General features: G+C 59.0%; 19 protein-coding genes. 9 read left to right on the forward strand and 10 right to left on the reverse strand.

The window, feature by feature from the left end:
• Nucleotides 1–36: 36 nt before the first annotated feature.
• The 3 genes from KW837_RS23885 to KW837_RS23895 are packed head-to-tail and all read right to left on the reverse strand — an operon-like array spanning nt 37 to nt 2,706.
• Nucleotides 37–204, reverse strand: a complete 168-nt coding sequence (locus KW837_RS23885) for a DUF2474 domain-containing protein (protein ID WP_162830918.1) — start codon at nt 202–204, stop codon at nt 37–39.
• A gap of 51 nt (nt 205–255) precedes the next feature.
• A complete protein-coding gene (cydB, locus tag KW837_RS23890) occupies nt 256–1,263 on the reverse strand; it encodes a cytochrome d ubiquinol oxidase subunit II (RefSeq protein ID WP_123359142.1) in 1,008 nt (335 codons plus the stop codon).
• A 3-nt stretch (nt 1,264–1,266) separates the two neighbouring features.
• Entirely contained in the window at nt 1,267–2,706 is a 1,440-nt protein-coding gene (locus KW837_RS23895; RefSeq protein WP_218398822.1) for a cytochrome ubiquinol oxidase subunit I, read from the reverse strand.
• Nucleotides 2,707–3,251: 545 nt separating this feature from the next.
• Between KW837_RS23895 and KW837_RS23900 the strand changes: the two genes are divergently transcribed.
• The 3 genes from KW837_RS23900 to KW837_RS23910 all read left to right on the forward strand — a co-directional run bounded on the left by KW837_RS23900 (nt 3,252) and on the right by KW837_RS23910 (nt 5,202).
• A complete protein-coding gene (locus KW837_RS23900; protein ID WP_218398823.1) occupies nt 3,252–4,490 on the forward strand; it encodes an MFS transporter in 1,239 nt (412 codons plus the stop codon).
• Nucleotides 4,491–4,621: 131 nt separating this feature from the next.
• A complete protein-coding gene (locus KW837_RS23905) occupies nt 4,622–4,900 on the forward strand; it encodes a type II toxin-antitoxin system RelE/ParE family toxin (RefSeq protein ID WP_192345368.1) in 279 nt (92 codons plus the stop codon).
• A gap of 14 nt (nt 4,901–4,914) precedes the next feature.
• Nucleotides 4,915–5,202 carry a HigA family addiction module antitoxin gene (locus KW837_RS23910; RefSeq protein WP_218398824.1) on the forward strand — a complete coding sequence of 96 codons (288 nt, stop codon included), beginning with the start codon at nt 4,915–4,917 and terminating at the stop codon, nt 5,200–5,202.
• A 6-nt stretch (nt 5,203–5,208) separates the two neighbouring features.
• Here the strand turns inward: KW837_RS23910 and KW837_RS23915 are convergent, their stop codons facing one another.
• Together KW837_RS23915 and KW837_RS23920 are read right to left on the reverse strand one after the other, a co-directional pair.
• Complete coding sequence (locus KW837_RS23915) at nt 5,209–5,760, reverse strand: DJ-1 family glyoxalase III (RefSeq protein WP_192345366.1); 552 nt, start codon at nt 5,758–5,760, stop codon at nt 5,209–5,211.
• 67 nt (nt 5,761–5,827) lie between these two features.
• Nucleotides 5,828–6,283 (reverse strand): DUF4879 domain-containing protein, encoded by a 456-nt coding sequence (locus tag KW837_RS23920; RefSeq protein ID WP_123498647.1) that lies wholly within the window; start codon nt 6,281–6,283, stop codon nt 5,828–5,830.
• A gap of 227 nt (nt 6,284–6,510) precedes the next feature.
• On the opposite strand from KW837_RS23920, the gene KW837_RS23925 reads away from it, so the two are divergent.
• Together KW837_RS23925 and trmA are read left to right on the forward strand one after the other, a co-directional pair.
• Nucleotides 6,511–7,806, forward strand: coding sequence for an NCS2 family permease (locus KW837_RS23925; protein ID WP_123498645.1), 1,296 nt, complete (start codon nt 6,511–6,513; stop codon nt 7,804–7,806).
• Entirely contained in the window at nt 7,803–8,882 is a 1,080-nt protein-coding gene (gene trmA / locus KW837_RS23930; protein WP_218398825.1) for a tRNA (uridine(54)-C5)-methyltransferase TrmA, read from the forward strand. Before KW837_RS23925 ends, trmA begins: the two co-directional genes overlap by 4 nt.
• A gap of 54 nt (nt 8,883–8,936) precedes the next feature.
• Here trmA and KW837_RS23935 read toward each other — a convergent pair whose 3' ends face one another.
• On the reverse strand, nt 8,937–9,383 hold the full coding sequence (locus KW837_RS23935; RefSeq protein ID WP_218398826.1) for a DUF2442 domain-containing protein: 447 nt from the start codon (nt 9,381–9,383) through the stop codon (nt 8,937–8,939).
• Complete coding sequence (locus KW837_RS23940; protein ID WP_218398827.1) at nt 9,380–9,808, reverse strand: DUF4160 domain-containing protein; 429 nt, start codon at nt 9,806–9,808, stop codon at nt 9,380–9,382. Before KW837_RS23940 ends, KW837_RS23935 begins: the two co-directional genes overlap by 4 nt.
• A 260-nt stretch (nt 9,809–10,068) precedes the next feature.
• Between KW837_RS23940 and KW837_RS23945 the strand changes: the two genes are divergently transcribed.
• From KW837_RS23945 to KW837_RS23955, 3 genes are all read left to right on the forward strand, one after another.
• Complete coding sequence (locus tag KW837_RS23945) at nt 10,069–10,980, forward strand: LysR family transcriptional regulator (protein ID WP_192345363.1); 912 nt, start codon at nt 10,069–10,071, stop codon at nt 10,978–10,980.
• 178 nt (nt 10,981–11,158) lie between these two features.
• Nucleotides 11,159–11,599: a type II 3-dehydroquinate dehydratase gene (aroQ, locus tag KW837_RS23950; RefSeq protein ID WP_218398828.1), complete on the forward strand. Its 441-nt coding sequence runs from the start codon at nt 11,159–11,161 to the stop codon at nt 11,597–11,599.
• 5 nt (nt 11,600–11,604) lie between these two features.
• Nucleotides 11,605–12,459 carry a shikimate dehydrogenase gene (locus KW837_RS23955; protein ID WP_218398829.1) on the forward strand — a complete coding sequence of 285 codons (855 nt, stop codon included), beginning with the start codon at nt 11,605–11,607 and terminating at the stop codon, nt 12,457–12,459.
• 75 nt (nt 12,460–12,534) lie between these two features.
• Here KW837_RS23955 and KW837_RS23960 read toward each other — a convergent pair whose 3' ends face one another.
• Nucleotides 12,535–13,212, reverse strand: a complete 678-nt coding sequence (locus KW837_RS23960) for a TetR family transcriptional regulator (protein WP_218398830.1) — start codon at nt 13,210–13,212, stop codon at nt 12,535–12,537.
• A gap of 103 nt (nt 13,213–13,315) precedes the next feature.
• A complete protein-coding gene (gene quiC, locus KW837_RS23965; protein WP_218398831.1) occupies nt 13,316–15,217 on the reverse strand; it encodes a 3-dehydroshikimate dehydratase QuiC in 1,902 nt (633 codons plus the stop codon).
• Between the two features lie 490 nt (nt 15,218–15,707).
• On the opposite strand from quiC, the gene KW837_RS23970 reads away from it, so the two are divergent.
• Nucleotides 15,708–17,045, forward strand: coding sequence for an MFS transporter (locus tag KW837_RS23970; RefSeq protein ID WP_192345359.1), 1,338 nt, complete (start codon nt 15,708–15,710; stop codon nt 17,043–17,045).
• On the opposite strand, the gene KW837_RS23975 is transcribed toward KW837_RS23970, so the two are convergent.
• Nucleotides 17,035–17,970 (reverse strand): DMT family transporter, encoded by a 936-nt coding sequence (locus KW837_RS23975; RefSeq protein ID WP_218398832.1) that lies wholly within the window; start codon nt 17,968–17,970, stop codon nt 17,035–17,037. The genes KW837_RS23970 and KW837_RS23975 overlap by 11 nt on opposite strands.
• Nucleotides 17,971–18,124 lie beyond the last annotated feature (154 nt).

The following is an 18,124-nucleotide window of genomic DNA, read 5'->3' on the forward strand; positions in this document are numbered from 1 at the left end:
TATAAATCCGTGCCGCAAGGCAACGGGATGGGAATCTCAGTGGGTACTCAGGCCCGCGGCATTCATGAACATGCGCATTAGCGTGGCCACGATGAACAGAGCCACGACGCTGCCGGCCCAGATCATCGCCAGCCAGCCGAGCCGCTGCCAGAGCGGCTTTTTCTCGGCGGCTTCGATTTCCTGCAAATCAGGTTTGCCAGCCATCATCGTTTTCTCCTCTGCAACGGCGCAGGATTCAATTCTGCGCCGTAGTCACTAGTGGTAACCATCTTCGTGGGTGACCTTGCCGCGGAACACGTAGTAGCTCCAGAAGGTGTAGCCCAGGATGAACGGGATGATGAACAGCGTGCCCACCAGCATGAAGCCCTGGCTTTGCGGCGGTGCGGCGGCGTCCCAGATCGAGATCGACGGCGGCACGATGTTCGGCCACAGGCTGATACCCAGACCGCTGTAGCCGAGGAAGATCAGCACCAGGGTCAACAGGAATGGCGTGTAATGCGCATTGCGGGCCACCGCGCGAATCAGACCGTACATGGTCACCAGCACCAGAATCGGCACCGGCAGGAACCAGAACAGGTTCGGCAGGGTAAACCAGCGTGCGGCAATCTCGGCGTGGGCCAAGGGTGTCCAGATGCTGACGATGCCAATCACCGCCAGCACCACGAAGGCCAATGGCCGCGCCAGATCATGCATCTGCTCCTGCAGCTTGCCTTCGGTCTTCATGATCAGCCACGTGCAACCGAGCAGCGCATAAGCCACCACCAGCGCCGCACCGCAGAACATCGTGAACGGTGTCAGCCAGTCGAGTGAGCCTCCGGCAAACTGACGATTGACTACCGGTAGCCCATCGATGAACGCACCCAATGCCACGCCCTGGAAAAAGGTTGCGGCGATCGAGCCACCGATGAATGCCTTGTCCCAGAGGTGGCGCTTGTCGTCCTTGGCCTTGAAGCGAAACTCGAAGGCCACACCGCGAAAAATCAGCCCGATCAGCATGAAAATCAGCGGCAGGTACAACGCCGAGAGCACCACTGAATAAGCCAGCGGGAAGGCGCCGAACAATGCCGCACCGCCCAATACCAGCCAGGTTTCGTTGCCGTCCCAGACCGGGGCGACGGTGTTCATCATGACGTCCCGATCGCTCTTGCCCTTGATGAACGGGAAGAGAATTCCGATCCCAAGATCAAAGCCGTCCATGACCACGTACATCATGATGCCGAAGATGATGATCACGGCCCAGATCAGCGGAAGATCAATACCCATGATTCAAATCTCCTTGTTCAGGCTGTGGTTGTGATCAGCGTCACCATTGTCATCGGCTGCAGACAGCGGACGGGCTGGTGTGCGTTTCTGGCCAGGACCGCCTTCGTTGGTTTCCTTGCCTTCGTCGATCTTCGGCCCTTTGCGCACCAGGCGCATCATGTAGCCAAGACCGGCACCGAACAGTGCGAAATACACCACAACGAACATGATCAAGGTGATGCTCATCTGCACGAAGCTGTGCCCGGAGGACGCATCCGCCGTGCGCATCAACCCATAAACCACCCACGGCTGACGGCCGATTTCAGTGGTGAACCAGCCGGCGAGGATCGCGATCAGGCCTGACGGCCCCATCCACAGCGCCAGGTACAAGAACGGCCGCGAGGTATACAGCTTGTCGCGTTTGCGCAGCCACAGGCTCCACAAACCAGTGAAGATCATCAGCATGCCCAGACCGACCATGATCCGGAACGACCAGAACACGATGGTCGAATTCGGCCGGTCTTCAGGCGGGAATTCCTTGAGCGCAGGGACCTGTTTGTCCAGGGTGTGGGTCAGGATCAGGCTGCCGAGGTACGGAATTTCTACCGCGAACTTGGTCTTCTCAGCTTTCATGTCCGGCCAGCCGAACAGAATCAGCGGCGTCGGTTCGTCGCCGTGGTTTTCCCAGTGGCCTTCGATCGCAGCGATTTTCACCGGCTGATGCTTGAGGGTATTGAGGCCGTGGAAGTCACCGATAACCGCCTGAATCGGGGCAACGATCAGCGCCATCCACATCGCCATCGAGAGCATGGTGCGGATCGCAGGGTTGTCCTTGCCGCGCAGCAAGTGCCAGGCCGCCGACGAGCCTACGAAGAACGCGGTCGCAACGAACGCCGCCGTGGCCATGTGCATCAGGCGGTAGGGGAACGACGGGTTGAAGATAATCGCCAGCCAGTCCACCGGAATAACCTGACCGTTGACGATCTCGTAGCCTTGAGGGGTCTGCATCCAGCTGTTGGAGGCCAGAATCCAGAAGGTGGAAATAAGGGTGCCTATGGCCACCATGACGGTAGCGAAGAAGTGCAGCTTGCGCCCGACCTTGTTCCAGCCGAACAGCATGACGCCGAGGAAACCGGCTTCGAGGAAGAAGGCGGTGAGCACTTCATAGGTCAGCAACGGCCCGGTCACCGAACCGGCGAAGTCCGAGAAACGGCTCCAGTTGGTGCCGAACTGATAGGCCATGACCAAACCGGAAACTACGCCCATACCGAAGTTGACGGCAAAGATCTTCGACCAGAAATGGTACAGATCGCGGTAAGTGTCGTTGTGCGTCTTCAGCCACAGGCCTTCGAGCACCGCCAGGTAACTCGCCAGGCCAATGGTGATGGCCGGGAACAGGATGTGAAACGAAATGGTGAATGCGAACTGAATCCGGGCGAGATCAAGTGCCTCCAAACCGAACATACGTCTTCCTCTGTCAGGTAATACCGGCTGAAGGCTTGCGGCCTACACCCACTGCCCCCACGGATATGGAGTGTGGCGAATTCGAATTCGTTCTTTTTGGACCATCATCACAAACGTAGGGAGTCTGGCCATCTGGCCGCCAGATCAATTCCACGAAGGGTCTTGATCTGGATCAAGCAACGTTGAAAGAGTAGTCGCATTTTTGCCGATGGACGGTGTGGTCTTTTGCCGCGTGACAGGTTGCCTCATGGGTTTTGGCATGAGCTGCAATACATTTTTGGATGGGTGGACTAACTGTGGCGAGGGGGCTTGCCCCCGTTCGGCTGCGCAGCAGTCGTAAATCCGGTTACTGCGGTGTACTTGGCAGAAATGAGTTGCCTGGGTCTGGGGCCGCTTCGCAGCCCAACGGGGGCAAGCCCCCTCACCACAGGGATTTCGTATGCTCCATAGATCGGTGTCTAGCTAACTAAATTTTTCAGCCCTGCAACTTCTGGTTACAGCTTGGTGATAATCTCGCCCCTTCCCTCTCCCAGACCTGCCTTCAGATGCCCAGCCAAGCGCCCCTGCTGTTACGTCATCACCGCCCGTTTATCGCGTTCTGGCTGGCTCGGGTGTTCACCGCCAGCGGTTTTCAGATGTTGACCGTGGCCATTGGCTGGAATCTGTATCAACTGACGGGCAATGTGCTCGATCTGGGCCTGGTAGGGCTGGTGGAATTTGCCCCTCGCGTGTTGTTCATGCTGCACACCGGGCATGTCGCGGACCGCTATGACCGGCGCAAGGTCGCGGCGATCTGTCAGTCACTGCAAGCGCTGATCGCCCTGTCACTGGCCATCGGCAGCGCGACCGACCAGGTCACCCGGGAGATGATCTTCATCCTCGCGTTCCTGCTCGGCGCCGCCCGCTCCTTCGAAATGCCGACGACTCAGGCCTTGCTGCCGAGCATCGTGCCCAGCGCGTTATTCCCCCGCGCCGTTGCCGCCGCGCAATCTGCCCAACAATCAGCGACCATCGTCGCCCCGGCGCTGGGCGGTTTGCTCTATGCCTTCGGCAGCGTCTGGGTGTATGGCCCGACGGTGATTCTTTACCTCATCGCTTGTGCGCTGATGCTCAACCTTCCGGCCCGGCAAAAACCGCTGAACAAGGGCAAGGCCACCCTGGACTCGCTGCTGGCGGGCATCCGTTTCATTCGCAGTCGCCCGGACATTCTCGGGGCGATTTCCCTGGATCTGTTTGCCGTTCTGCTGGGTGGCGCAACCGCGTTGCTGCCGGTGTTCGCCAAAGACATTTTGCTGACTGGCCCGTGGGGGCTGGGCCTGCTGCGTTCGGCCCCTGCAGTCGGGGCGCTGTTGATGTCGCTGTTTCTGGCGCGATTTGCCGTGGAGCGAAACGTCGGGCGGGTGATGTTCACGGCCGTGGGTGTATTCGGCGTGGCGACCATCGCTTTCGGCCTGTCGACTTCGTTCTGGTTCTCTCTCGCCGTGCTGGTGGTATTGGGCGCAGCGGACATGATCAGCATGGTGATCCGCGCCTCATTCGTGCAACTGGAAACCCCGGACGAAATGCGCGGCCGGGTCAGCGCGGTGAATGGCTTGTTCATCGGCGCTTCGAATCAGCTCGGCGAGTTCGAATCCGGCTTGACGGCCCACTGGTTCGGCACGGTGCCGGCAGTGGTCATGGGCGGTATCGGCACGCTGATGGTGACCGGGGCCTGGATCAAACTGTTCCCGACCCTGGCCAACCGCGACCGAATGCATGTGCCGGTGGAAGAAGTCAGGGCCTGATGTAGCTCAGGATACGGAAGTCCCCTACCTGCTTCCAAAAGACTGGAAATCAGCACAAAGCATAAATTCTCCGACCAAGTGCAATACATAGATAGTGCATCAAGTGTAATGTATCGCCTTACACTTCGAGCATGATCAAATCCTTTCAGCACAAAGGCCTTCGTGGCTTCTACGAAACCGGTTCGACTCGTGGGATTCGAGCAGATCATGCGAAACGTCTGGCTCGCATGCTGCAGTTCATGGATCGCGCAGTGGCCCCCGACGACCTCGACCTTCCGGGATGGCGATTACATCCGCTCAAGGGCGATCTGATCGAATATTGGTCACTCAGCATTTCGGGGAACTGGCGGGTTATTTTTCGTTTTATTGGTTCGGATATCGAACTGGTCGACTATCTGGATTACCACTGACAGGAGGCAGGACCATGCCCATGCACAACCCGCCACACCCTGGCGAAACACTCTTGATGGATGTATTGCCCGAGCTTGGTGTCAGCGTCACCGAACTGGCCAGGCACCTTGGATTCGCCCGCCCGCATCTTTCGCGAGTGCTGCACGGCCATGCGCCCATCAGTCCGGACCTGGCGGTACGTCTGGAGCGGGCTGGAATCGGTAAGGCCCGGATGTGGTTAGGGGTTCAGATCGACTACGATCTCTGGCAAGCGGAGCAGCGTGAGCAACCCTTCATCGAACCGATTGCTATCCACGCCTGACATTCACTAGACCACCAACTCCCCCGCCACCGTCGCCCGCGTGGCTTTGCCGCAGAGTTGCTCCACCAGCGTCAGCGCAAACTCCAACGCGGCGCCCGAACCCTGAGCGGTGATGCAATTGCCATCGACCACCACCGGTTGATCGATGAAGTTACAACCCGACAGCTGATTGCTGACCGTGGGCAGGCAAGTCATGCGTCGCTGGCGCAAAACGCCAAAGGTTTGCAGCGCCAGCGCCGGAGATTCGGCAATACCGGCGAACAGGCGCCCGGCGGCGGCCTGGTCCTTGATCAATTGTTGCAAGGGTTGGTGGGCCGCCAAATGCTGCGCCCCTACGGCACCGCCAGGCAGCACGATCAAGTCAAAGGGTTGGGCGAGCAAATCCACCAACATCGCATCGGCGGTCAAGCGGGTGCCGCGAGCGCAGGTGAGCATGCGCCGTGCCTCGATGCTGGCCACCACCACTTCAACCTTGGCGCGGCGCAGCACATCGATCAAGGTCACGGTTTGCAGATCGTCGATGCCCTCGGCGAGGGTAATCAGGGCTCTAAAGGTCATGGGCGCGGTCCACAGGATAATCTTTAAAGCGTAGTCAGCTTTCCTGACCCTTGTTCGAGGCCAGCCGTTACTTGATGTAAAGCTGCGTCGACATCGTGTTGCCGGGGGCGTTGATCGAGGTATTGCTGAACGTGAAGGTGCCGTCCTGCTTGCCCGCCAGGTTGAAGATGTACAGATAGCCGACGGTTTTTTTCCCGGCGGAGCACTCGGTCAGGTTGCCGGTATCAAAGGCACAGACAGGGGTTCGGGTGCCGTTCACTTCGAAACCGTCCAGTGCGACATGGGCTGCACGGCCGTAGCCGACCTCCAGCACATACACCTTGATGTTTGGCCCTTTGTGGTCGCAACGGGTTTGCGCCTGGCCGTCCGCAATACTTTCAAATCCACAGGATGGCGATTCGACCTTGAGCACCTTCACCTGGCTCAACGGTTGGGCCATGGCCGCGGAGGCTGTTTGCGCTCCGATGAAACAGCTGAGCAGCAATCCAAATGCCGCAATCACACGCTTATTAATGCAATACATATCTACCCCCTCCCTCCCCCAAAAAAACAGCGCGCAGTATGGCGCAGTTCCCTTTTGTGCAAAACATCGACGACGATCGCAGCCATAAGCAGCCATAGCCCCACGCTGCTGGTATGATGCGCGGCTTTTTCCGACCCACAGAAAATACCCAGGCGCCTGCTGCGGCCTGTGCTTTGCTGTTGAGGTCGATACATTCACCGGCGCCGGGCGCGCCACGGGGAGCAGACATGCTGGAAAGGCTGTTTCAACTCAAGGCACACAACACCAACGTGCGGACCGAGATTCTGGCGGGCGTCACGACCTTTTTGGCCATGGCCTACATTCTGTTCGTCAACCCGAGCATCCTCGGCGAGACCGGCATGGACAAAGGTGCGGTGTTTGTCGCCACCTGTCTGGCTGCGGCCATCGGCTCGGCAACCATGGGCCTGATCGCCAACTACCCGATCGCCCTCGCGCCGGGCATGGGCCTGAATGCCTTCTTCACCTACACCGTGGTCCTGCACATGGGCCACACCTGGCAAGTGGCGTTGGGCGCGGTGTTCATCTCGGCGGTGATGTTTTTCCTGCTGTCGATCTTCCGCATCCGCGAATGGATCATCAACAGCATTCCGCTGGCGCTACGCTCGGCGATTGCCGCCGGTATCGGCTTGTTCCTGGCCCTGATCGCCCTGCACAACGCCGGCATCGTGGTCAGCAACCCGGCGACCATGGTCGGTCTCGGCGACTTGAAGCAACCGGCACCGATTCTCGCAACCCTTGGTTTTGCCCTGATCGTTGCCCTCGAAGCCCTGAAAGTACGCGGTGCGGTGCTGATCGGTATTCTGGCGGTAACCATCGTTTCGATCCTGTTGGGCTTCACCCCGTTCGGCGGCGTGATGTCGATGCCGCCGTCGCTGGCGCCGACTTTCCTGCAACTGGACATCAAAGGTGCACTGGACATCGGTCTGGTCAGCGTGATCTTCGCCTTCCTGTTCGTCGACCTGTTCGACAACTCCGGCACCCTGATCGGTGTGGCCAAGCGCGCCGGCCTGATGGGCAAGGACGGCCACATGCCGAAAATGGGCCGCGCCCTGATCGCCGACAGCACCGCGGCCATGGCCGGTTCCTTGCTGGGCACCTCGACCACCACCAGCTACATCGAATCCGCAGCCGGCGTGAGTGCCGGTGGCCGTACCGGCCTGACCGCCATCGTGGTCGCGATCCTGTTCCTGCTGGCGCTGTTCTTCTCGCCATTGGCGGCCAGCGTTCCAGCCTTCGCCACCGCGCCTGCCTTACTGTTCGTCGCCGTACTGATGACATCCGGCCTGGCGGAAATAGACTGGGACGACATCACCGTCGCCGCACCGGTCGTGGTCACCGCCCTGGCCATGCCATTCACATATTCCATCGCCAACGGCATCGCCTTCGGTTTCATCTCCTGGACGGCCATCAAGTTGTTGTCCGGTCGCGGCCGTGAGTTGAATTCGGCGCTGGTGATTCTGTCGATTCTGTTCGTGATCAAGTTGGGTTGGTTCAACGCATGACTTTTGATTCCCAGGCTTACGCCGCTCAGCTCGAAGAAAAGGTCACGCGCCTGCGTGATCTGCTGACCCCGTTCGGTGCTCCCGAACCCGCAGTGTTCGATTCGCCGCTGAAAAACTTCCGCCTGCGTGCCGAGTTCCGCCTGTGGCGCGAAGCCGGCGAGCGCCATTACGCGATGTTTTCCCAGGAAGACAAACGCACGCCGATCCTGATCGAAGAGTTCCCGATCGCAAGCCTGCGCATCAACCAGTTGATGCCGCAGCTCAAGGCGGCGTGGCAAGCGAGTGCGGCCCTGAGCCACAAGCTGTTTCAGGTGGAGTTCCTCACCACCCTGGCCGGCGATGCGATGATCACCCTGTGCTATCACCGCCCGCTGGATGAGCACTGGCACGCAGCGGCGTCGAAACTGGCCGCCGAGCTGAATGTCAGCATCATCGGTCGCTCGAAGGGCAAACGCGAAGTGATCGGTCACGATTACGTGGTCGAAAAACTCGAAGTTGGCGGCCGTACCTTCAGCTATCGCCAGCCGGAAGGCGCGTTCACCCAACCGAATGGCACGGTAAACCAGAAGATGCTCAACTGGGCGTATGACGCCCTCGGTGATCGCTCCGACGATTTGCTGGAGCTGTATTGCGGCAACGGCAACTTCACCCTGCCGCTTGCGACCCGTGTGCGTAAAGTGCTGGCCACCGAGATCAGCAAGACCTCGGTCAATGCAGCGCTCAGCAACCTGAGCGAAAACGCAGTGGATAACGTCACGCTGGTGCGTTTGTCTGCCGAAGAACTGACCGAAGCACTGAACGAAGTTCGTCCGTTCCGCCGCCTGCACGGCATCGACCTCAAGAGCTACGAGTTCGGTAGCGTGTTCGTCGACCCGCCCCGCGCCGGCATGGACCCGGACACTTGCGAACTGACCCGGCGCTTCGACAACATCCTCTACATTTCCTGCAACCCGGAAACCCTGGCGGCCAACATCGCCCAGCTGCACGACACTCACTGCATTACTCAATGCGCGATGTTCGACCAGTTTCCGTGGACCCATCACATGGAATCCGGGGTGTTGTTGACCCGTCGTTGATCGCAGCCTTCACATCCAAATCAGCCGTCCACAGGACGGCTTTTTTGTCGGCGATCAGAGAGCCGCATCGACCTTGCGCGGGCGACCGCCCTTCTTGCCGTTTGCCCGTGCAGCCTCGGCCTTCGCAGCGCTGCTCTGACGACCATTACGCGATGCGATTACCGAGGCGGCCATATCCATCAGCGGTTTGCTCGCCGAGATCAAGCCGGCGATGGACACCTGCAGGTCCTTGTCTTCATGAAAAAGTGCGGCTCCGGCGAAACCGACTTTCAGCCCGGCGAAATCCTCGGTCTCAAAACCATCGAACTCCGGATAGTTTTTTACTGGCAACAACACACCGCTGCCATCCTCAAAGCCGACGGCGAGACATGGATCAAGAAAGATCACCGTGGTCGCATTCAATCCAGCGCGACGGCGTGCCCCACCACGCTCGATCGCTTCGTCCAGAGCGCCTTCGGTCACGGGGTGATCGACCTGCATTTTTGCGCTTATCGTTTTCATAATTCGATCTCCACGCCTTCTGGTGCTCCCATCAGGCTCAGCAGGGTCTTGTTGCTCTCCGGCTCATAGCGAGCCGAACCAATCATGTAAGTCGTGCTGCCAATCCACTTCATCACGACCACTTCATTGCCCTGCCAATCCCATAACTGATTGTCGAGGCAGGCCGTCTGCAATTTGTTCCACCAGATGCCACGAGCTCGCCGTAAATGGGCAGGTTGCCTGAGCGCCTGACGCAATCCCTCCAGCACAGCCAGAGGAGGTCGATGCGAATGAGGGACGACATCCCAGAGCTCGACGCCGTTGTGCCAGAAACAGAACCTGAAGCCCGCGCTCCATGCGCCTGCGTCGACGTGAACGTGTCGCGGGCAATGCTCATCACGCAACATGACCACCAGTGAAAACCCTTTGTAGCGGCATACATTCATGCTAACCCATCCGTTAGGTTATAGAGTTCGAAGATTCGCCATTCCTTGAAGAATCCGATAAGTGGCGCTGATCGCTTGGATCAACTGGCCACGTTTGAGCCTAGCGTTCCAGGTCGACCGGGCTCCGCCAATCAAGGCAAAAAAGAGTAAGCAATCCTTTCATCGCCAATACCTGGCCGGTAACCCGGCCCTGTATTTGTGCGCTCTTATTTGATAGATACAGACTCAGGCACTTCATTTGATTCCCGGTGTAATCAATCATGCAGCGACATTTCGACGATCTTCAGCTTGGCAGCATCGAACTGTTTTGCCTGGCCGCCGAAGCTGGCAGCTTTACTGCCGCGGCTCTGGTGGCAGGTGTGACCCCGGCCGCCGTCAGTCGCTCGGTGTCGCGCATGGAAGAACGCTTGGGCGTGCGGCTGTTTGCGCGTACCACCCGCAGCGTCAAGCTGACCGACAGTGGCCGGCGTTATTTCGAGGAGTGTCGTGAGGCTCTCGCACAACTGGTCGAGGCCCAGCGCGAGGTGATGGGGCAGCAGCAAGAACCTTCTGGCACATTGCGCATCAGCATTCCCACGACCTATGCCCATCATCGAATCCTGCCGTTGCTGCCTGCGTTTCGGGCGCGCTTTCCCGCCGTGAAAGTCGAGGCACACATCAGCAATCGCAACATCGATTTCGTCGGCGAAGGCTATGACATGGCAATCCGTGTGCGGGCCATTCCCGATTCCGGGCTGATTGCACGACCGTTGGAGGACGCCGCGCTGGTGATGATTGCCAGCCCTGATTACCTGAAGCGCGCCGGCACCCCGCAGACCCTGGATGACTTGGCTCAGCACGAATGCATCCAGTACGAACTGCCCAGCAGTGGGCGGCGGATTGCCTGGCTGTTCAACGACAACGGTGTGCCGCGGGAGATTTTGGTCGAGGGCAACTACTGCTGTTCCGATGACGTATTGGGCGGCGTGACGCTGGCAAAAAGCGGCGCGGGGATTTTTCAAACCTATCGCTTCATCGTCGAAAAGGAACTGGCGGACGGTTCGCTGGTGGAAGTGCTCGAGCCCTACGGCGGACGTTCCCGCCCCTTCACTCTGCTGTATCCGCAAAGCCGCCATGTGCCGTTGCGGCTCAGGGCGTTTATCGATTTTCTGGTTGAGCATCTGCCGCGCTGAAAAGATCGCACCTGTTGGAGCTGCCGCAGGCTGCGATCTTTTTGCGCATGTTCGATCACCGCACAAATAATCCAGGCCTGAAGCCCTCTTCAATTGACCTTATTAACCGGTTAGTACAATTTCTCTCCACAAGCTGAAACCCTCGGCCAATGCCAAAAATAATATGTGGAGAGACCCGATGTCCCCTATCGTTCTGGTGCTCAACGGCCCGAACCTGAACCTGCTGGGCACCCGTGAACCGGCGACTTATGGCCACGAAACCCTGGCGGACATTTCAGCGCTGTGCGGTCGTGCTGCCGAAGAGTTCGGCCTGACAGTGGAGTTTCGCCAGACCAACCATGAAGGCGAATTGCTCGACTGGATTCACACCGCCCGTGGCCGCTGCGCCGGGATCGTCATCAACCCGGCCGCCTGGACTCACACCTCGGTCGCCATTCGCGATGCCTTGGTTGCCAGCGAATTGCCGGTGATCGAAGTGCATCTGTCCAACGTCCATGCCCGTGAACCCTTCCGGCATCACTCCTTTGTTTCGTCCATCGCCACTGCGGTCATGTGCGGTTTCGGCAGCCACGGCTATCGTTTGGCGCTGGAGCATTTCAGCCATCATTTGGAAGGTTAAGCGTCATGACACAGAACACCGTGGTATTGGCCGGGCTGATCGGTGCCGGCATTCAAGCTTCCCGCACTCCCGCGCTGCACGAGCATGAAGGTGACGCTCAGGGTTTGCGTTACCTGTATCGGTTGATCGATCTGGATCAATTGAAGCTCGACAGCAGCGCCCTGCCCGACCTGCTGATGGCCGCCGAACGGATGAATTTCACCGGGCTGAACATCACCTTCCCGTGCAAGCAGACGATCATCCCGTTGCTGGACGAATTGTCGCCGGAAGCCCGCGGTATTGGCGCGGTGAACACGGTGGTGCTCAAGGACGGTAAACGCATCGGCCACAACACCGATTGTCTGGGTTTTGCCGAAGGCTTTCGCCGTGGCTTGCAGGGCGTTGCTCTTGAGCGCGTGGTGCAAATGGGCGCCGGTGGCGCAGGCGCGGCAGTGGCCCACGCGCTATTGAGCGAAGGCGTACAGCTGCTGAGCATTTTCGATGTGGATCAAAGTCGCGCTCAGTCGTTGGCGAACAACCTCAATCAGCATTTCGGTTTCGGTCGCGCCGTGGCTGGTCATGACTTGCCAGGCTCGTTGGGTCAGGCTGACGGCTTGGTGAATACCACGCCGATGGGCATGAAAAAACTGCCGGGCATGCCCGTGCCGGTAGAGTTGCTTCGGGCGCAGTTGTGGGTCGCGGAGATCGTTTACTTCCCACTGGAAACCGAACTGCTGCGCAACGCTCGCGCGCTGGGTTGCCGCACCCTGGATGGCGGCACCATGGCGGTGTTTCAGGCAGTGAAGGCGTTTGAACTGTTCAGCGGGGTGGTGCCGGATGCTCAGCGGATGATGGCGCATTTTCAGAGCATGAATGGTTGAAAAGCTTCGCGGGCAAGCCTCGCTCCTACGGGATCACCGCTAGCCCTGTAGGAGCGAGGCTTGCCCGCGAAGACGTCAGGCCTGCAAATATCGCAAAACCGACTCGCAAATCATCACCCGATGGCGCTGCTTGATGCTTTCGTCCGGCAAATCGATCTGAAAGATCTCACCAAAGGTATGGCGGTTCGACACCCGATAGAAGCAAAACGAGCTGATCAGCAGATGCACATCCAATGGATCGAGGTCGGTGCGGAATACACCTTCTTCGCAGCCGCGACGCAAAATCTCGCCCAGTGAATCGAGGATGGTGTTGTTCATCGCCTTGATCGCATCGGAGCGCTTCACATACTCGGCGTTGTGAATGTTCTCGATGCTGACGATACGCACGAAATCGACATTGCGATCATGGTGATCGAAGGTGAACTCCACCAACCGCCGAATCGCCTCCACCGGCGCCAGCTCGGCCAGGTGCAAACGGTTTTCGGTGCTGCGAATATCCCCGTAGAGTTTCTCCAGCACCTCGACATAGAGCTGTTCCTTACTGCCGAAGTAGTAATAGATCATGCGTTTTGAGGTGTGGATGCGTTCGGCAATTGCATCGACGCGCGCACCGGAAAGGCCCTGCTGAACGAACTCGACAATGGCCTCTTGAAGAATGTTCTCGCGGGTCTTTTCCGGGTTGTTCTTGCGACTCTTGCGAGGCTCGGCAATTGGCTTTTCGGGCGCTGCGGAGAGTTCTGTAATTATTGTCATTGCGGGCTCACGGCCATCACTGCACAAGCTGGCGATTATGGGCTTCCGCGCACAGTGAAGGAAGTCGCGAGGCAGCAGTTATGTACCCGTGTTTACGATTTTCCTACAACTTTGCCTGACGTACGCCACCACTTCGCGATTTAGCCATGGCCGCCAGTCGCACCGCCACGTTGGCTGCGCCGTAACCCGCGTAGCCATTTTTGCGCTGGATGATTTCAAAGAAGAACCGCCCTTCGAACGGCTCGGTGTACACGTGAAACAGCTCGCCACCCTGGGCGTCGCGGTCGTAGAGCACGTTGAAATAGGCCAGCTCGCTGAGGAATTCATCGTCGAAATCGAAGCGTGCGGCGAGGTCATCGTAGTAGTTGAGCGGGATATCCAGCAGCGGCACGCCCGCCTCCTTGGCGCGGCTGACTTCGGCAAAGATGTCGTCGCAATCGAAAGCGATGTGATGCACGCCGGAACCGCGATAACTCGACAGCGCGTGTGAGATGGCGGTGTTGCGGTTCTCGGAAATGTTCAGCGGCAGGCGGATCGAACTGCAACGGCTGCGCAATGCGCGGCTCTTCACCAAACCATACGGATCAGGCAGCACCACTTCATCGTCGGCTTCGAAATCCAGCAGGCTTTTATAGAACAGCACCCAACTGTCGAGGCTGTCGGCCGGCAGCGCCATCGCCATGTGATCGATACGCTTGAGGCCACCGCTGGCCACGGCCGTCGGTTGCAGATTGAAGTCGGTGCCGTAGACGTCGGCATTCTGGTCCACCAGGTAAATCAGGCTGCCGTCCGGCGCTCGCACCGCTGCCAGTTCCAGCTCATTGGGGCCAACGAGGCCGCGATAGGGCTGGCCTTTGTAAGCCACGGCACGGGCCAGCGCACTGGCGCTGTCCTGGACCCGCACGGCGGTGGCGCACAGTGATGGGCCGTGGGCCTCGAAAAAACTGTGGGCGAAGGAATAAGGCTCGCAATTGAGGATCAGGTTGATATCGCCCTGACGCAACAGGCTGACACTTTTGGAACGGTGCTGCCCGGCCTTGACGAAACCCAGCCGCTCCAGCCAATGGGACAGCTTGGCACCGAGGCTTTCATCCACTGCGAATTCAAGAAACTCGATGCCGTTGTATTCGCTGGCGCTTGGGGTCTGGAACAGAGTGTCGCGATTGGCCGGGGGTGTGGCTTCCTGTTCCAGACGTTGGCGGGTTTTCTCTTCCAGGTACAGCAACGAACGCAAACCGTCGGCGGCGTTGGCCCGTGGCGGTGCGGCGCGAAAGCCGTCGTTGAAGATCTCCAGCGACAGCGGCCCGGTGTAGCCACTCTTGATGATGGGCGCAAGGAAGCCCGGCAGATCGAATTCGCCCTGACCCGGGAAACAGCGGAAGTGTCGGCTCCACTCCAGCACATCCATGGCCAAAATCGGCGCGTCGGCCATTTGTACGAAGAAAATCTTGTCGCCGGGAATCTCGGCGATGGCGCTCGGGTCGCCCTTGAGCGACAGCGTATGAAAACTGTCCAGCAATACGCCGAGGCTTGGATGATCGGCCTGTCGAACGATGTTCCACACCTGCTGATACGTGTTGACGTGTCGCCCCCACGCCAGCGCTTCGTAGCCGATCCGCAAACCACGAGCGCCGGCCCGTTCGGCGAGCAGGCGCAAGTCATCGACCAGGATCTGCTCATCACCGATGGAGTCGGCCGAGGCGTTGCTGCACACCAGCACCAGGTCGGTGCCCAGTTCCTGCATCAAATCGAACTTGCGCTCGGCCCGCTCCAGATTGCGTGGCAGGCGATCGCGGCGGCAACCTTCGAAATCCCGAAAGGGTTGAAACAGCGTGATGGCGATCCCGAGATCGGCGCACATCTGTCTGATTTCCCGCGGACTGCCGTCGTAGTAGAGAAGGTCATTCTCGAAAATCTCCACGCCGTCAAAACCGGCGGCGGCGATGGCTTCGAGTTTTTCCGGCAAGGTGCCGCTCAAGGAAACGGTGGCAATGGAACGCTGCATGTGTCGACTCCCGGTGGTGGGGACATTCTTGTTGGGCAAATTATTGGCTTGACGAATCCACACAGCAATTCAAAGTGTACTACCCGGTTAGTTTTGCGGGCGATTATCGAACACAATGGCGGTTGGCGAATTGACGATTTTTCGTCCACTGCGCAACATCGACACCACATTGAGTCCGGCCACGACCCCATGGACTCGGTTACCAAAGACCCTGAACACCACATAAAAATTTCAAAAAACGGGTACACGCTCATGCGCTTATTCAACGCCTTGTTTGCTTGCTCCACCCTCACGCTGTATCTGGCATCCATCCGAACCTTGCGCCCTCTCGGCCGAACCGTGCCGCTGGCTGAATAACGCGTTGTCGTCAGTCCGACGAAAACACCTCAGCCGATCAATCACACCCGCGCCTGGCGCCGTCGATTGATCACGCGCCCTTGAAGTCCCGACAAGCCTCGCTTGTCAGTCATTGAACGGATGGCACATACACATGATTCCTTCTCAAAGCTCTCGCGTGGCTCCGGCCATGGGCGTCGCCACTGGCGGCATCGGCGACAAAATCCGCGGCGCCATGGCGGTCGGCAAAACCCGTTGGGGGATGCTGGCGCTGGTGTTTTTTGCCACCACTCTGAACTACATCGACCGCGCCGCCCTGGGCGTGATGCAGCCGATCCTGGCCAAGGAAATGAGCTGGACGGCGATGGACTACGCCAACATCAACTTCTGGTTTCAGGTCGGCTACGCCATCGGCTTTGTGCTGCAGGGCCGGTTGATCGACCGGGTCGGCGTCAAACGCGTGTTCTTCTGCGCGGTGCTGCTCTGGAGCCTGGCTACCGGTGCTCATGGCCTGGCCACTTCGGCGGTGGGCTTTATGGTCTGCCGGTTCATTCTCGGTTTGACTGAAGCGGCGAATTACCCGGCCTGCGTGAAAACCACCCGGTTGTGGTTCCCCGCCGGCGAGCGCGCCGTGGCCACCGGCATCTTCAACGCCGGGACCAACGTCGGCGCGATGTTCACGCCCATGCTGCTGCCGCTGATCCTCCACGCCTGGGGCTGGCAAGCCGCGTTCCTGTGCATGGCGGCGCTGGGCGGCATCTGGTTGCTGTTCTGGGGCCTGAAGTACTTCAACCCGGAAGATCACCCGAGCGTCAAGCAATCGGAACTGGACTACATCCAGAAGGAAGTCGAGCCGGAACAATCCCGCGTACCGTTCTCGAAAATCCTGCGCATGCGTGGCACCTGGGCCTTCGCCCTCGCCTACTCGATTACCGCGCCGGTGTTCTGGTTCTACCTGTACTGGCTGCCGCCGTTCCTCAATCAGCAATACAACCTGGGGATCAACGTGACCCAGATGGGTATCCCGCTGATCATCATCTATCTCACGGCTGACTTCGGCAGTGTCGGCGGCGGCATCCTGTCCTCGTTCCTGATCGGTCGCGGGATCAACCCGATCAAGGCGCGATTGATGTCCATGTTCCTGTTCGCCTGCTGCATCATCGGCGTGGTCATGGCCGCCGGCTCAAGCAACCTGTGGCTCGCGGTGTTCGCCATCTCCCTGGCCATCGGTGCGCACCAGGCCTGGACCGCGAACATCTGGAGCCTGGTGATGGACTACACGCCCAAGCACATGATGAGTACGGTGTTCGGCTTCGGCGGGATGTGCGCGGCAATCGGCGGGATGTTCATGACCCAGTTGGTCGGCCACATCCTGACGGTCACCCACAACAACTACACCGTGCTGTTCACCATGATTCCGGCGATGTACTTCATCGCACTGATCTGGATGTACTTCATGGCACCGCGCAAGATTCCTACCGTCACCGCGTAAACTCCCTTCCCCCGGCAGGCCTGATTCCAGGCCTGCCGCCCTCCTCTTGTCGACGCCGTTGTTGCCACGCCGCTGCCAACCCGCTGCAGCAAATCACCACAATCCCGATCACCGTAGTCAGGGTCGGCGTGTGGGAAAACAGCCACCAGCCCAGCAAACCTGCAAAGACAATCTGGCAATAGCCGAACGGCGCCAGCAACGCGGGCGCGGCGTGACGGAAGGCCTGGGTCAACAACAGATGCGCCGTCATTCCGCACGCCCCCAGCGCCACCATCAAAAACCCATGCCCCACGCTTGGGACTTGCCAGAAGAACGGCACCAGCGCACTCATCACCAACGTATTGCAGAGCCCAGCGAAAAAATTGCTGGTGGTCGGGCTATCGATTTCGCTGAGCTTGCGGGTGAGCAATTGATAGAAGCAGAAAAACAGCGCTGAGCAGAACGGCAGCAACACCGCAGGCGTGAACAGTTCGCCGCCGGGATGGACGATGATCAACACTCCGATGAACCCGCAAATCACCGCCAGCCATTGCCCGCGCGTCACCTGTTCACCGAGCAGTGGCACCGACAACGCCGTGACCAATACCGGTGCAAGAAAATTCACAGCCGTGGCTTCGGCCAACGGGATGAACAGCAAACCAGTCGTGAACAGCAAACTGGTCCCCAACAGGCACAACGCCCGCAACAGCTGCAGCAATGGCCGTTTGGTGCGTAGGACACGCAGCCCGGACTGCGGCAGAAAAATCCCCGCCATCAGCAAGGTGTGAACCACATAGCGGGCCCAGACCACCATGATGACGGGATAGAACCCCGAGAGATATTTCGACAGAGCGTCATGGCTGGAAAACAGGAAGGTGGCAACGACGATCAGCAGAATCCCTTTGAAGGGCTGATTGACACCGGAAAGCGGGGTGCTGACGGTCATGGGTTATCCCTGGGTCTTGAGATCAAAAGCTTCGCGGGCAAGCCTCGCGCCTACGGAGTCTCTGTTGTCCTTGTGGGAGATGAATTCCAATAATTTAGAACATGGTTCCAGATTCTTACATGAGAAAAAGCAAATAGTGTTCGAACAGCGCACA

It is taken from the genome of Pseudomonas sp. PDM24 (genome assembly GCF_019218905.1).
In the GTDB taxonomy this organism is placed as follows: Bacteria; Pseudomonadota; Gammaproteobacteria; order Pseudomonadales; family Pseudomonadaceae; genus Aquipseudomonas.